Origin of the sequence: Longimicrobium sp. (genome assembly GCA_036389135.1) — a bacterium.
Taxonomy (GTDB): domain Bacteria; phylum Gemmatimonadota; class Gemmatimonadetes; order Longimicrobiales; family Longimicrobiaceae; genus Longimicrobium.
Genome location: DASVQP010000076.1, coordinates 42,625 through 55,657, shown reverse-complemented (window position 1 = coordinate 55,657; position 13,033 = coordinate 42,625). Strand labels below are relative to the sequence as shown.

Below are 13,033 nucleotides of genomic sequence, written 5' to 3'. Positions count from 1 at the left end.
CCCGCTCTTGAAGCATGTCTCCATGCGTCCAGCACCATCCGCCGAGGCAACAATGGAACTCAACATCGAGATCGAACGGGAGACGGACGGGCGCTGGCTCGCGTCTATCCCGGCGCTTCGCGGCGTCATGGTGTACGGCGCGACGCGTGCTGAAGCGGTTTTGAACGTGCAGGCGCTGGCTCTGCACGTGATCGCTGACCGAATGGAACATGGAGAACCTGTGCCTGACCCGCTTCGAATCGAGTTCCTGGCCGCATGAGCGCCTGGCCTTCCTCGAAGGCCAAACGCGTACTTGCGGCACTCTTCCGGATCGGTTGGAGGATAAAGCGGCAACGAGGTTCGCACCGGACACTGGAGCGTGAGGGATGGGACAACATCGTGTTCGCGTGGCACGACGATGTCGAAATAGGACCGCGAGCGCTCGCACAACTTGCGCGTGAGACGGGCCTGAGACGGGATGATCTCTGACGCGCGGCGATTCGAGGCACTTCGGCCTGCGCCGCTACAGACACACACGGAGACGCAACCATCTCTAACAAGCTGATCGAGCTCGCAGTCCCGCGGGAGCGGGCGATCCTCGTGGGGGCGCCGTCGAAGTCGGAGACGGCGCAGGTTACCGAGGAGCACCTGGAGGAGCTGGAGCGCCTGTCGGACACGGCCGGGGTGGAGGTGGTCGGGTCGATGATCCAGCGGCTGGACTCGCCGCACCCCAAGTTCTACATCGGCGAGGGGAAGGCGGAGGAGCTCAAGCTGCAGGTGGAGGCGGAGGGCGCCACCCTGATCATCTTCGACGACGAGCTCTCGCCGGCGCAGGGGCGCAACCTGGAGAAGCTGGTGGGGACGCGCCTGATGGACCGCGCGGAGCTGATCCTGGACATCTTCGCCACGCGCGCCCGCAGCGCCGAAGCGCGCGCCCAGGTGGAGCTGGCGCAGCTCCAGTACCTGCGCCCGCGCCTCACGCGGATGTGGAGCCACCTTTCGCGCGTGCGCGGCGGCGTCGGCATGCGCGGCCCCGGCGAAACACAGCTCGAGACGGACCGCCGGATGATCGACCACCGCATCGTCCGCCTCAAGGACGAGCTGGAGCGCGTCGCCCGCACCCGTGCCACGCAGCGCAAGGGACGCACGGGGCAGCTCCGCGCCGCGCTGGTGGGCTACACCAACGCCGGCAAGTCGTCGATCCTGCGCAAGCTGTCAGGGACGGACGTGTTCGTGGAGGACCGCCTCTTCGCCACGCTCGACCCCACCACGCGCACCGTGGACGCCGGCGAGGGGGCGGTGGCGCTGGTGACGGACACGGTCGGCTTCATCCGCAAGCTCCCGCACCACCTGGTCGCGTCGTTCCGCGCCACACTGGAGGAGGCGCGCGAGTCGGACGTGCTGCTGCACGTCATCGATTCGTCGCACCACGCGTGGGAGGAGCAGCGCGTGGTGGTGGAAGAGGTGCTCGCCAGCCTCGGCCTGGCCGACCACCCGACGGTGCTCGTCTTCAACAAGGTGGACCGGCTGACGCACGACGAGGAAGAAGGGCTGCGGGCGCGGGTGCAGGGCCCCGACGCGCCGCCGGCGATCTTCGTCTCCACTGTGGAAGAAGGGAAGCTGGAGCCCCTTTCGAAGCTCCTCAACGACGAGGTGAAGAGGCTGCGCCCGGACGTATGGCTCACCCTCCCCTCGTCGCAGGGCGGGCTGCTGGCGGAGGTGTACCGCGAAGGCGAGGTGCTGGAGCGCGAGGACAAGGGCACCGAGGTCCGCCTCCGCGCCCGCGTGCCGGTGGCCACGCTGGGGCGGCTGCGCAGCCGCGGCGTGCGCGTGTACGGCGACGGTTGAGCGCAGAACGGCTCTGGATCGTGGGCGCCGGACGGTTGGGGCTGGCCCTCGGGCTCGCCCTGCACCGCTCCGGCGCCTTTGCGTCGCTGGCCTACTCGGGACGCCGCGCCGATCCACCGCCGCACCCGTTGTTCGAAGACGATCCTCCCCCCGCGTCGTACCGCGCGGGGCTGGATGTGCCGTCAGACGACCTCACCGGGATCGTGCTGGCCGTTCCCGATGCGGCGATTCCCGGTGTGGCGGCGGCGCTGGCGGAGCTTCCCTTGCCGCGAACCGTCCCCGTGCTGCACTCGAGCGGCGCGCTGTCGGTGGATGCGCTAGCGCCGCTCGCCGAGCACGGGCACCCTGTAGGCGGGATGCACGCGCTCGCGGCGATTGCCGATCCGGTGGCGGGAGCGGACCGCCTGCTCGGCGCCACCTTTGGCGTGGAGGGGGAGGGCGACGCGCGTGCGCTGGCCGAGCGTATCGTGCGTGGATGCGGCGGGCGCGTGCTGATCGTGCCCTCCGAAGGGAAGCCGCTGTACCACGCGGCGGCGGTCTTCGCGGCCAACTACGCCGTGGTGCTGCTGGGCGTGGCGGAGCGGCTGATGGCGGAGGCGGGAGTGCCGCCGGAGGAGGCGCGGACCGCGCTTGCGTCGCTCGCCGCCGGCGCGATCGAGAACGTGGCGGCACGCGACCCATCCGCCGCGCTCACCGGCCCCGTCGCGCGCGGCGACGAGGAGACGGTGCGGCTGCACCTGGCGCGGTTGTCCGGCGCGGACCGGCCGCTATATTCCCTCCTCGCCCGCGAGGCCCTGCAACTGGCGCGGGACGCCGGCCTGCCGCGCGAGTCCGCCGCCCGTGTCGCGACGCTCCTGAATGACGCCGAGTGACCCAAGTGCGCTTTTCAGGACCCAGCACTTAGCACTTAGCACCTTGCACTCAGTCCCAACGCACTCACGCACCCTCCCGGCATGAGGCTGTACGTAAACGTCGACCACATCGCCACCGTCCGCCAGGCGCGCGGCACCGACGAGCCGGACCCGGTGCGCGCCGCTGTCCTGTGCGAGCTGGGCGGCGCGGACGGCATCACCGTGCACCTGCGCGAGGACCGGCGCCACATCCAGGACCGTGACGTCCGCCTGCTGCTGGAGACCGCGCGCACCGGCGTGAACCTGGAGCTCGCGGCGGCGTCGGACGTGCTCGCGCTGGCGGAAGAGTGGCGGCCGATGCAGATCACCCTGGTGCCCGAGCGGCGCCAGGAGGTGACCACCGAGGGCGGGCTCGCGCTGGGGACGGAGGAGGCGCGTCGGGAGATCGGCGCCGCGCTCCAGCGTTTGAAAATCGCGGGCTCCCGCACCTCGCTCTTCATCGATCCGGACGACGACGCCGTGCGCGCCAGCGCGGAGCTGGGCGCGGAGGCGGTGGAGCTGCACACGGGCGAGTACGCCAACGCCCGCGGCGCCGAGCGCGCGCAACAGCTCGCGCGGCTGGCGAATGCGGCGGCGCTGGCCCGCGCGGCCGGGCTGGCGGTGCATGCGGGGCACGGTCTCACCTACGAGAACGTGACGCCGGTGGCCGCCATCGCCGAGATCGAAGAGCTGAACATCGGGCACTCCATCGTGTCGCGCGCGGTGCTGGTGGGGATCGAGCGCGCCACGCGCGAAATGGCCGAGATCCTCCGCCGCGCGCGCACGTGACCGACATCCCATACCCCGGCCCCATCCCATGTCCCAGCCGCTGAGCGAGTACTTCGCCAGGGAAGCGGGCGACTTCCTGGACGAGCTCGACGCCCTCGTCGCCGCCTCCGACACGCCGGACGCCAACCGGCTCTTCCGCCTGGCGCGCGGGGTCCGCGGGAGCGCGCAGATCGCCGGTGTGGAGGGCGTGGCGCGCGTGGCCGAGCGGCTGGAGGACGCGGCGCGCTCCGTCCGCGACGGCACGCTGCCATGGGACGGCGCGATGGGCGAGCGGGTGAGGGCCACCGCCGCCGACCTGCGCCGCCTCGTTGCATCGCACGCCGACGGCGGACCCGGCGACGAGGCGCTGGCCGCCGCGGCGGAGGCGCGCTGGGAGGGCACCGGCGCCCATCACCGCGCGGATGACGGCGCGCCTCCCGAGGGGGAGATGCTGGAGTTCGTGCGGAGAGAGATCGGCGGTGTGGTGGACGAGATGGACCGCGCCCTGGTGGAGTTGGCGGCGGCGCCAACCGGCCGGGAGCCGCTCCGTTCGGTGCTGCGCCGGATGCGACCCGTGCGCGGGGTGACCGGAGTGAGCGCGCTGGGGCCCGTCCTGGAGGTGCTGGAGGGGATCGAGGACACCGCCGCGGACGCCTTCACGCGCACCACCCCGCTGGGCGGCGAGGCGCAGGAGCTCCTGACCGCGGCCCGCGACGCCCTGCGCGCCGCGGCCGACCTGCTGGGCGCAGGCGCCGCGCTGGACACCATGCTGGAGCTGGACCGCTTCCGAGAGATCCGCGACCGCGCCGAGGGGGCGGAGGACGAGAGCGACGCCGGGGTCATCCCCATCAGCCGGTTCTTTTTCGAGGACGCGGGACCGCACATCGTCTCCTCCCCCACCGCTCCCGTGGTGGACGCGGAGGGGAACGGGCTGCAGGACGACGTGGACGCCTTCCTCCGCATGGAGGCGACGGGCTTCCTGGACCGGGCGGAGGCGCTGATCGCGGGGGCTCCGCAGGCGCGCCGCCGCTTCGGGCGCGTGGCGCGGCAGCTCGCCTCGCTCGCCTCGCACGTGGCCGAGCTGGCGGGGACGTACGCCATGAACGCCATCGCGGGCGCGGCGCACGCGGCATCGGCGGCGTTGCGCACGGCGACGTCGGTGGAGGAGGCGCGCGCCGCCCTGCGCAGCCTGCGCGCCGCGCTCCCCGGCGGCTCGCCCGCCGAGCCTGAGGAGGAGCCCAGCGTCGTCCCCATCGAGTCGCTCCTGTACACGCCCGAGGATGCATTGCGGGCCGCGCTGGCTCTCCGCGACCGGGCCGTCGCGCTCGCGCCGGCCGGCACGCCGCTCCGTGACGTGATGGACGAGCTGTTCGGATTGCTCGAGGTCGGAGCGGGCGAGACCGCATAAAAACCATCACACAGAGGGCACAGAGGGAACCGCGAGGCACAGAGAACCTCTTTCTGTTCTTTCGGTTGCCCTCTGTGTCTCTGTGTGAAGCCCTGTTTTCGGGATCAGGATGAAATCTTATGTCAGGGTGATCGTCGGGGTCGCGGCGACCGCCTTTTTTCTTTGGCTGGCGCTGCACGAGGTGGAGTGGGGCGAGGTGTGGGGGCACGTCCGCTCGGCCAACCTCCCGCTCCTCCTGGCCGCGATCGTGGTTTCCACGCTCGGGCTGCACGTGCGCGCCATGCGCTGGAAGGCGCTCCTGGCACCCATCCGCCCGGAGATCCCCTTTGAGCCGCGCATCGCTGGAACGGCGGCGGGGTTCGCGCTCAACAACCTGCTCCCCGCCCGCGTCGGCGAGTTCGCGCGGGCGCTGGTGTGCGCGCGGGTGGGGCGGATCAAGGTCGGCAGCGTCTTCGGCACGCTGGTGGTGGAGCGCGTGCTGGACGCCATCGTGTGCATCGTCCTCCTCTTTGGGGTGATCGCCTTCGAAGGCTTCCCGGGTAATTCGGAGGGGGTGGCGCTGGCACAGCGGGCGGCGCGCGGCGTGGCGGTGATCGCGGCGGTGCTGGGGACGGGGCTCATCGTGCTCGCCGCCTTCCCGGAGCGCAGCCTGCGGATTGGTGACGCGGTCGCCGCGCGCATCCTGCCGGCCGGCATCCGGCGCCACGTGCTCGATGCGCTGCACGCCTTCGTGGGCGGCCTCGGCGCCCTGCGAGACCCGCGGCTCCTGGCGCAGTCGCTCGCGTGGGTCGTCTTCCAGTGGCTCTTCCTCGGGATCTCCTTCTACCTCGCCTTCATGGCGTTCGGGATCGACGAGCCGGGATTCGCCGGGGCGCTCTTCCTCCAGTCGTTCGTCAGCATCGCCGTCGCTCTCCCCTCCGCGCCCGGCTTCTGGGGGCCGTTCGAGCTGGCCAGCAAGTATGGACTCGATCTCTGGGGGGTGGACGAGTCGCGCTCGGTGGCGTTCGCGCTCTCCTTTCACGTGGGCGGATGGCTGAGCGTGACGGCGGTGGGGCTATACTACATCGCCAAGCTGAAGCTGAGCTGGAGCGAGCTGCGCGGGAGCGCGGAACGCGTGGAAGCCGAGGTCGAGGCCGACCCCGAACTCGCGCCGCCGAAGCCGGGGCTGGGGCGTGCCTGACGCGGTCTCCGTCGAAGCGCCCGCCAAGGTCAACCTCCGCCTGGCGATCCTGGCCCGCGAGGCGAGCGGCTACCACTCGCTCGAGTCGCTCTTCTGCGCCATCTCGCTGGCCGACTTGCTAACTGTGCGCCGCGGGGATCCTGGCATCGCGCTGACGGTGGAGGGCTCCGTCAATACCGGCCCGCCCGAGCGCAACCTGGCGGTCCGGGCGGCGCACCGCTTCTACGAGGAGCTCGGCGAGTTCCCAGCCATCGCCATCCACCTGGAGAAGTGCATACCGTCCGCCGCGGGGCTGGGCGGCGGAAGCTCCGATGCGGCGGCCACCCTCCGCGCGCTCAACGCGCTCCACGGCGAGCCGGTCGACCGCGCCTCGCTCCTGCGCATGGCGATCGAGCTGGGAAGCGACGTGCCGTTCTTTCTCTGCGGCTCCGCACTGGCGCTCGGGTGGGGAAGGGGAGAGCGCCTCCTGGTCCTTCCCCCGCTTCCCGAGCGCGCCGTGCTGGTGGCGCACCCCGGCGTCGCCATGCCCACTCCGGAGGCCTTCGCCGCCACCGCCGAGCGCCGCGGACCCGCCCCGCCGCCGCGCGCGTTCGCCATGGACGCCGCCGACCTGGCGGATTGGGGCGCGGTGGAGCGGCTGGCGATGAACGACTTCGGTGAGGTGGTGGCGGAGCGAATCCCCGTGCTGAACGACGCCCTCGCAGCCATGCGCGACGCGGGCGCCCGGATCGCGCTCCTGGCCGGGAGCGGCGGCTCCGTCTTCGGCGTCTTCCACACGGACGATGCCCGGGACGCGGCGCGAGCGCGGGTGGAGGCACTGGGGCTGGCGTGCTGGTCCGCGCACACGCTCACCGCCCTCCCCGCCCCGCGGGTTGACCCCGATCCGGAGACGGCCTAGCTTTCACGCGGAAGTCGGTGCCCCCTGGTGTAATGGCAGCACAGCGGTCTTTGGAACCGTTAGTGGAGGTTCGAATCCTCCGGGGGCAATGCAGGCCAACACACGCTCCGGCACGCTTTTGCGTGACCGGAGCGTGTCTTTTCGCCACTTGCGAAGCGGGTGACGCGGGACGTGTCGGAGGGCGTGTTCGCCGCGGGCAACCCGTGCCGCGTGGTTCGCGAAATCAATGAGTGACGCTGCAAACCAGTGCGGCTGACGTGCGGAGGGTGGTGGCGGATTATGTCTGAGGGGCAGTGCTGGCGGATTATGTATGTTGTTATGCCCGCAACGTTCCTCAATCTGCCATAGGATCTCCCATGACGCGACGTGCCACCCGGATCGTCTCCGCACTCGCCCTTTTCGCAGCCGCTGCCTGTACCGAAACCGTAACCGCTCCGGCGGTGATCGACCCGTCCGCGCCGCGGCACGAGCTCGGCGGTGGCTGGACGGCCGGCTCCGGAGGCGTCACCTCCGATACCACCACCAATCAGGATGGCGCGACGACGAGCACGGAAGAGTGCTCCGCCGAGTTCTCCGGCGGGTGGACCATCGGGTCAGGCGTCACTGGCCCGGATCCATGTGAGGTCTCGTAGGCTGGCCGACGACCGGCGGGTGCGCGGGGCGCCCGCCGGCTTCCGGGTCGCGCAGTACCTCGCGGCGAACCGGCTTCGACCGTTCCTCCAGCCGTCGCAGCATCCGCTGCTGAATCGTCGGGGTGCGGCTGCGCGGCGGGAGCTCCGCCTGCGGCGGGGGAGAGGCGCGCGTGCTGATCGCATCCAGGATCTCGAGCGCACCATTCTCCACATCGGTCTGCTGTCGGGCTCGCGCGATCTCGACGGCACGAGCGGCCATGCTCTCCGCCGCGTCCCACTCGCCGAAGAACTGCGCGCCCACCGCCAGGTGCGCGAGCGCCGCCGCGGCGTACTCCTCGTGCAGCCCAATGAGCGAGAGCACGCGCGCGCGGGCTTCCTCATACCGGTCGCGCATCCCCGCGCCGGCGGATGCGCGGCCCAGTGTGCCCCACACCACCACCTGCAGCTCGCGCCGGGCGATGTGGGGGACGATCGCCTCGAGCAGCACGCGGGCCTCCCTGTAGAACCCCAGGTGGACGAGCAGGAAGCTCCAGTCGTGCGCAAGCCACGGCACCGCGCGGTGATGCACCGGATACTCGCGCAGCGCGGCTCGCATGTAGACCTCCGCCTCGGTGTACTGCCCTTCTTCCCTTCTGGCGGCGGAGAGCGCCGCTGCCCTGGCCCACGCCTGACGACAGATACAACAAGAGGCACGGAGAACGACCGTTCTCCGTGCCTCTTTCGACCTTACCGGCTTCGTTACGTGTAACGCGTAACCATCACCTATAACGCACTACCCGCGCCGCAGCACGACCCGCAGGATGCGGTCGAACTCGCATTCCTGCCGGCGGCAGCGCGCGTACGCCAATCCGGTCCCGACCGCGACGACCACGGCGAGCGCGAGCAGGACGAGGACGATCTGATCCGGCGGCAGGGTCCTGAGAACGGGCCCATGTGTGATGAACGGCATCAGACCTCCACGCGGGGAAAGCGTGTGCGGCGTTTGGCGCGGGAAGAGAGCCCTCCCACACGTCGCCCAGGATTGTTGTGGTCCACTTACTAATCACCCCTCGCGCCCCTTTGCGCAAGTCCCATTTGTTTCCCACACTGAGCATTGCTCATACCCGAACACGTCGTGCCGAAGCCGCAAGCCACAGAGAACCCTTCCCCTTCTTTCTCCGCCCCTCTGTGTCTCTGTGTGAGGCCAGCAGTTTGGAACCCGCTCCAGACCCCTGGTGTTGAACCACCGTCTGGCGCCGCGCCCGGCGCCGGAGTATGCTCCACACGCACTTCCTTTGCACCACCCATCCAGCAGAAAGGCAGCTCGATGAAACGCCTCGCGCTCCTGCTGAGCCTGGCCGCGGCCCCCGCCGCGGCGCAGGAAGTCAGCATCCCCCACACCACCTTTACGCTCCCCAACGGGCTGCGGGTGATCGTGGCGGAAGACCACTCCACCCCGGTGGCGGCCGTAAACGTGTGGTACCACGTGGGGTCCGGCTACGAGAAGCCGGGCCGCACCGGCTTCGCCCACCTCTTTGAGCACGTGATGTTCGAGGGGAGCCGCAACGTCAAGGAAGGCGACTTCGACAACTTCCTGGAAGCGGCGGGCGGGCAGAACAACGGCAGCACCAACACGGACCGCACCAACTACTACGAGATCGTCCCCTCCAACGCCGTTGAGCTGGCGCTCTGGCTGGAGGCGGACCGCATGGGCGGGCTGCTGGACGCGTTCAACGCGCAGAAGCTCACCGGCCAGCGCGACGTGGTGAAGAACGAGCGCCGCCAGTCGTACGAGAATCAGCCGTACGGCCTGCTGTGGGAGACGGCGTCGTCGGCGCTGTACCCGGCCGGGCACCCGTACTCGTGGTCCACCATCGGCTCCATGGCCGACCTGGACTCCGCGTCGGTGGAGGACGTCTCCGAGTTCTTTCGGATGTACTACGCCCCCAACAACGCCACGCTGACCATCGCGGGCGACGTGAGCACGGCGCAGATCCGCCCGATGGTGGAGCGGCTCTTCGGCGGGATCGCGCGCGGCCCGGCCGTGGAGCGCCCGCGCATCCCGGTGCCGCAGATCGCCCAGACGCGCTACATCACCAAGGAAGACCGCGTCACGCTGCCGCAGGTGAGCGTCATCTGGCGCGGCGTGCCCCGCGGCCACGCGGACGAGGCGGCGCTCGACGTCGCCGCCGCGCTGCTGACGGACGGCAAGAGCGCCCGCCTGTACAAGCGCCTGGTGTACGACCAGCAGGTGGCGTCGCAGACCACCTCCTTCAACAACGCCAACCTCCTCTCCGGCGACTTCTGGGTCACCGTCCGCGGGAAGCAGGGGACGCAGCTGGACTCGATGGAGGCGGCGGTGACGGAGGAGGTCAACCGGCTGGCGCAGGCTCCGCCCGCGGCTGACGAGGTGCAGCGCGTGGTGAACCAGATCGTCACCGGCTTCGTGTCGTCGCTGGAGACGGTGGCGGGGAAGGCGGACCAGCTCAACAGCTACCAGTACTACTTCAACGATCCGGGCTACGTGGGCCGCGACCTCGCCCGCTACCGCGCCGTCACCCCGGCCGACGTGCAGCGCGTGACGCGGCAGTACCTCACGGGGAAGAACCGGATCGTGATCAGCTTCGTCCCCACCGGGAAGACGGAGCTTGCCGCCAAGGAGACCGACTGATGAGACGCACCGCAGCCCTCGTAGCGGCTCTCGTCGCCGCCCTTCCCGCCGCGGCGCAGACGCCGTTCCCCACCACGCCGCCGCGTCCCGGCCCGGTGGCCGCGCTCGCGCCGCCCACGCCGGTGGTGCGCAAGCTGGCCAACGGGCTCACGGTGATGTACGTGCGGCGCACCGAGGTGCCGGCCGTCAACGCCACCCTGGTGGTGCGCGGCGCCGGCAACACGGACGACCCGGCGGACCTCCCCGGCCTCGCCTCCTTCACCGCGTCGATGCTGGACGAGGGCGCCGCCGGCCGCAACGCCCTGCAGCTGGCCGACGCGCTGGAGACGCTGGGCGCCAGCCTGAGCGCGTCGTCCGGGTGGGACGCGACGCAGGTGAACCTGTACGCTCTGAGCAACAACTTCCCGCAGGCGCTGCGTCTGATGGGAGACATCGTCGCCCGCCCCGACTTCCCTGAGCGCGAGGTGGGACGTCTCAGGGAAGAGCGTCTGGTGGCGCTCTCACGCAACCGCGACGAGGCGGGCGCCATCGCCAACAACGCCTTTCCGGCGCTGGTGTACGGCGCGCAGCACCCGTATGGCCGCTTCGCCACCACCGAGGCCACCCGCCGGCTGGACCGCGCGCGGGTGCAGGGCTTCCACGGCGGACGCTACCGCCCGGAGAACGCCACGCTGATCCTGGTGGGCGACGTGGATCCCGACGCGCTGCAGCCGGTGGTGCAGAGCGCGCTGGGTGCCTGGCGCGCCTCCGGCGCGGCTTCGGCCCCGGCGGCGGCGCTGCCGACGCCCACCATCGCCCGCTCGGTGGTGTACCTGGTGGACAAGCCCGGCGCCGCGCAGTCGGAGATCCGCATCGGCCACCCTGGCGTGTCGCGCAGCAGCCCGGACTACTACGCGCTCCAGGTGCTGAACACCATCGTGGGGGGCTCCTTCACCAGCCGCCTCAACACCAACCTGCGCGAGGTGAAGGGCTGGTCGTACGGCGCGCGCTCGGGCTACCAGATGCGCCAGGCGGCGGGCCCCTTCACCGCGCAGGCGGCGGTGGTGACGGCCAAGACGGACAGCTCGGTCGTGGAGTTCATGCGCGAGCTGGGCCGCATCCGCACCGAGGCGGTGAGCGCCGAGGAGCTGGACAAGGCGAAGCGCTACCTTGCGCTCGGCTTCCCGCAGACGGTGGAGACGAATCCGCAGGTGGCCGGGCAGCTCGCCAACCTGGTGACCTACGGCATCGAGCCGTCGTTCCTGAGCACCTACGTGCAGCGCATCATGGCCGTCACGGCGGACGACGTGCGCCGCGTGGCCAACCAGTACGTCCGCCCGGGCAACGCCGTGATCGTCGTCGTCGGCGACCGCTCAGTGGTGGAGGCCGGCCTCCGCGCCGTCAACGTCGCCCCCATCGAGATCCGGGACGTGACGGAGTTCACGAAGTAACAACAGCATCACACAGAGAACACAGAGGGCACTGCAAGCCGCGGAGAACTTCTCCTGCCGTTCTTGCAGTGCCCTCTGTGTCTCTGTGTGATGGTTTTTTCTCTCACGGAGCATTGATGAGCACAGACGCACCCGCCTGGCCCCCACAGAGCGCGGCCGAGTTCCCGCGGCTCGCCAGCCTTCCCGCGTACGTCTTCGCGCAGATCAACGCGGAAAAGATGGAGCGCGTCGCCGCCGGCGAGGACGTGATCGACCTGGGGATGGGGAACCCCGACATCGGCACGCCGGGCCACATCGTGGACGAGATGGTGGCCCACGCCGCCGACCACAAGCACCACCGCTACAGCGCCTCGCGCGGCATCTACGGCCTGCGCGACGCCATGGCCGAGCACTACGCCCGCCGCTACGACGTCGAGCTGGATTCGGAGAGCGAGGTGGTGGTCACCATCGGCGCCAAGGAGGGGATCGCGCACCTGATGCTCGCCATCCTGGAGGCGGGCGACACGGTGATCGTCCCCTCGCCGGCGTACCCCATTCACAGCTACTCCGTCGTCTTCGCGGGCGGCCGCGTGCACAGCATCCCGCTGGTGGGCGACGATGAGGGGAAGGTGGAGGGCGGCGCGCTCCTGGCCGCCGTGGAGCAGGCGTGCGCCTCCACCTGGCCGCGGCCGAAGGCGCTCCTCCTCTCCTTTCCCAACAACCCCACCACGCTCTCCGCGGACCCCGCGTTCTTTGAGCGCGCGGTGGAGGTGTGCCGGCGCGAGCGGCTCCTGCTGATCCACGACTTCGCCTACGCGGACTTCTCCTTCACCGGCAGCCCGCCGAGCATTCTGCAGGTGCCGGGCGCAAAGGACGTCGCGGTGGAGTTCTTTTCGATGTCCAAGTCGTACGGAATGGCGGGGTGGCGCGTCGGCTTCTGCGTGGGGAACCGGGCGATGGTGGGCGCGCTCACCAAGATCAAGAGCTACCTGGACTACGGGATCTTTCAGCCGATCCAGATCGCCGCGGCGCACGCGCTCCGCTCGCAGCAGGAGTGCGTCTCCGAGCTACGCGATACCTACCGCCGCCGCGCCGAGGCGCTGATCGGCGCGCTGAACGCCGGCGGCTGGCCCGTGCCGCCCCCGCAGGCCACGATGTTCGTGTGGGCGCCGATCCCCGGCCCGTTCGTGCGGATGGGCTCCATCGAGTTCGCGCGCTTCCTCCTGCGCGAGGCGGGCGTCGTGGTCTCCCCCGGCCTCGGCTTCGGCGCGGAGGGCGAGGGCCACGTCCGCTTCGCCCTGATCGCCGACGAGGACCGCCTCCGCGAAGCCGGCGAACGCGTGGGCCGCGCGCTCCAGAGGGACGCATGAT

Annotated in this window: 13 protein-coding genes and 1 tRNA gene; 12 read left to right on the top strand and 2 right to left on the bottom strand. The window is 70.6% G+C overall.

Annotation, left to right across the window (positions count from 1 at the left end; genetic code table 11):
* Positions 1–52 precede the first annotated feature (52 nt).
* From VF584_17765 to VF584_17725, 9 genes are all read left to right on the top strand, one after another.
* A complete protein-coding gene (locus tag VF584_17765) occupies positions 53–259 on the top strand; it encodes a type II toxin-antitoxin system HicB family antitoxin (protein HEX8212027.1) in 207 nt (68 codons plus the stop codon).
* Positions 256–468: a type II toxin-antitoxin system HicA family toxin gene (locus tag VF584_17760; GenBank protein ID HEX8212026.1), complete on the top strand. Its 213-nt coding sequence runs from the start codon at positions 256–258 to the stop codon at positions 466–468. The genes VF584_17765 and VF584_17760 overlap by 4 nt, the downstream gene beginning before the upstream one ends.
* Before the next feature lie 111 nt (positions 469–579).
* Positions 580–1,827, top strand: a complete 1,248-nt coding sequence (hflX, locus tag VF584_17755; protein HEX8212025.1) for a GTPase HflX — start codon at positions 580–582, stop codon at positions 1,825–1,827.
* On the top strand, positions 1,824–2,699 hold the full coding sequence (locus VF584_17750) for a DUF2520 domain-containing protein (protein ID HEX8212024.1): 876 nt from the start codon (positions 1,824–1,826) through the stop codon (positions 2,697–2,699). Before hflX ends, VF584_17750 begins: the two co-directional genes overlap by 4 nt.
* 81 nt (positions 2,700–2,780) lie before the next feature.
* Positions 2,781–3,506: a pyridoxine 5'-phosphate synthase gene (locus VF584_17745; protein HEX8212023.1), complete on the top strand. Its 726-nt coding sequence runs from the start codon at positions 2,781–2,783 to the stop codon at positions 3,504–3,506.
* A gap of 28 nt (positions 3,507–3,534) precedes the next feature.
* Positions 3,535–4,893 carry an Hpt domain-containing protein gene (locus tag VF584_17740; protein HEX8212022.1) on the top strand — a complete coding sequence of 453 codons (1,359 nt, stop codon included), beginning with the start codon at positions 3,535–3,537 and terminating at the stop codon, positions 4,891–4,893.
* A 109-nt stretch (positions 4,894–5,002) separates the two neighbouring features.
* Positions 5,003–6,073: a lysylphosphatidylglycerol synthase transmembrane domain-containing protein gene (locus tag VF584_17735; GenBank protein ID HEX8212021.1), complete on the top strand. Its 1,071-nt coding sequence runs from the start codon at positions 5,003–5,005 to the stop codon at positions 6,071–6,073.
* Positions 6,066–6,971, top strand: a complete 906-nt coding sequence (ispE, locus tag VF584_17730; GenBank protein ID HEX8212020.1) for a 4-(cytidine 5'-diphospho)-2-C-methyl-D-erythritol kinase — start codon at positions 6,066–6,068, stop codon at positions 6,969–6,971. Before VF584_17735 ends, ispE begins: the two co-directional genes overlap by 8 nt.
* An 18-nt stretch (positions 6,972–6,989) precedes the next feature.
* Positions 6,990–7,060: transfer RNA gene (locus tag VF584_17725), tRNA-Gln, on the top strand.
* A 511-nt stretch (positions 7,061–7,571) separates the two neighbouring features.
* On the opposite strand, the gene VF584_17720 is transcribed toward VF584_17725, so the two are convergent.
* Both VF584_17720 and VF584_17715 read right to left on the bottom strand, forming a co-directional pair.
* Complete coding sequence (locus tag VF584_17720) at positions 7,572–8,198, bottom strand: hypothetical protein (GenBank protein HEX8212019.1); 627 nt, start codon at positions 8,196–8,198, stop codon at positions 7,572–7,574.
* Between the two features lie 177 nt (positions 8,199–8,375).
* On the bottom strand, positions 8,376–8,552 hold the full coding sequence (locus VF584_17715) for a hypothetical protein (protein HEX8212018.1): 177 nt from the start codon (positions 8,550–8,552) through the stop codon (positions 8,376–8,378).
* Between the two features lie 357 nt (positions 8,553–8,909).
* Here VF584_17715 and VF584_17710 point away from each other — a divergent pair, with 357 nt between their 5' ends.
* From VF584_17710 to VF584_17700, 3 genes are all read left to right on the top strand, one after another.
* Positions 8,910–10,253, top strand: coding sequence for a pitrilysin family protein (locus tag VF584_17710; GenBank protein HEX8212017.1), 1,344 nt, complete (start codon positions 8,910–8,912; stop codon positions 10,251–10,253).
* Positions 10,253–11,683: a pitrilysin family protein gene (locus VF584_17705; GenBank protein ID HEX8212016.1), complete on the top strand. Its 1,431-nt coding sequence runs from the start codon at positions 10,253–10,255 to the stop codon at positions 11,681–11,683. Before VF584_17710 ends, VF584_17705 begins: the two co-directional genes overlap by 1 nt.
* A gap of 116 nt (positions 11,684–11,799) precedes the next feature.
* Complete coding sequence (locus tag VF584_17700; protein ID HEX8212015.1) at positions 11,800–13,032, top strand: aminotransferase class I/II-fold pyridoxal phosphate-dependent enzyme; 1,233 nt, start codon at positions 11,800–11,802, stop codon at positions 13,030–13,032.
* Position 13,033 lies beyond the last annotated feature (1 nt).

Coding starts and splice junctions, on each gene's coding strand:
- VF584_17710 (HEX8212017.1), top strand. CDS start 8,910: ATGAAACGCCTCGCGCTCCTGCTGAGCCTGGCCGCGGCCCCCGCCGCG.
- VF584_17700 (HEX8212015.1), top strand. CDS start 11,800: ATGAGCACAGACGCACCCGCCTGGCCCCCACAGAGCGCGGCCGAGTTC.
- VF584_17765 (HEX8212027.1), top strand. CDS start 53: ATGGAACTCAACATCGAGATCGAACGGGAGACGGACGGGCGCTGGCTC.
- VF584_17745 (HEX8212023.1), top strand. CDS start 2,781: ATGAGGCTGTACGTAAACGTCGACCACATCGCCACCGTCCGCCAGGCG.
- VF584_17760 (HEX8212026.1), top strand. CDS start 256: ATGAGCGCCTGGCCTTCCTCGAAGGCCAAACGCGTACTTGCGGCACTC.
- VF584_17740 (HEX8212022.1), top strand. CDS start 3,535: ATGTCCCAGCCGCTGAGCGAGTACTTCGCCAGGGAAGCGGGCGACTTC.
- VF584_17720 (HEX8212019.1), bottom strand. CDS start 8,198: ATGCGAGCCGCGCTGCGCGAGTATCCGGTGCATCACCGCGCGGTGCCG.
- VF584_17735 (HEX8212021.1), top strand. CDS start 5,003: ATGAAATCTTATGTCAGGGTGATCGTCGGGGTCGCGGCGACCGCCTTT.
- VF584_17715 (HEX8212018.1), bottom strand. CDS start 8,552: ATGCCGTTCATCACACATGGGCCCGTTCTCAGGACCCTGCCGCCGGAT.
- VF584_17705 (HEX8212016.1), top strand. CDS start 10,253: ATGAGACGCACCGCAGCCCTCGTAGCGGCTCTCGTCGCCGCCCTTCCC.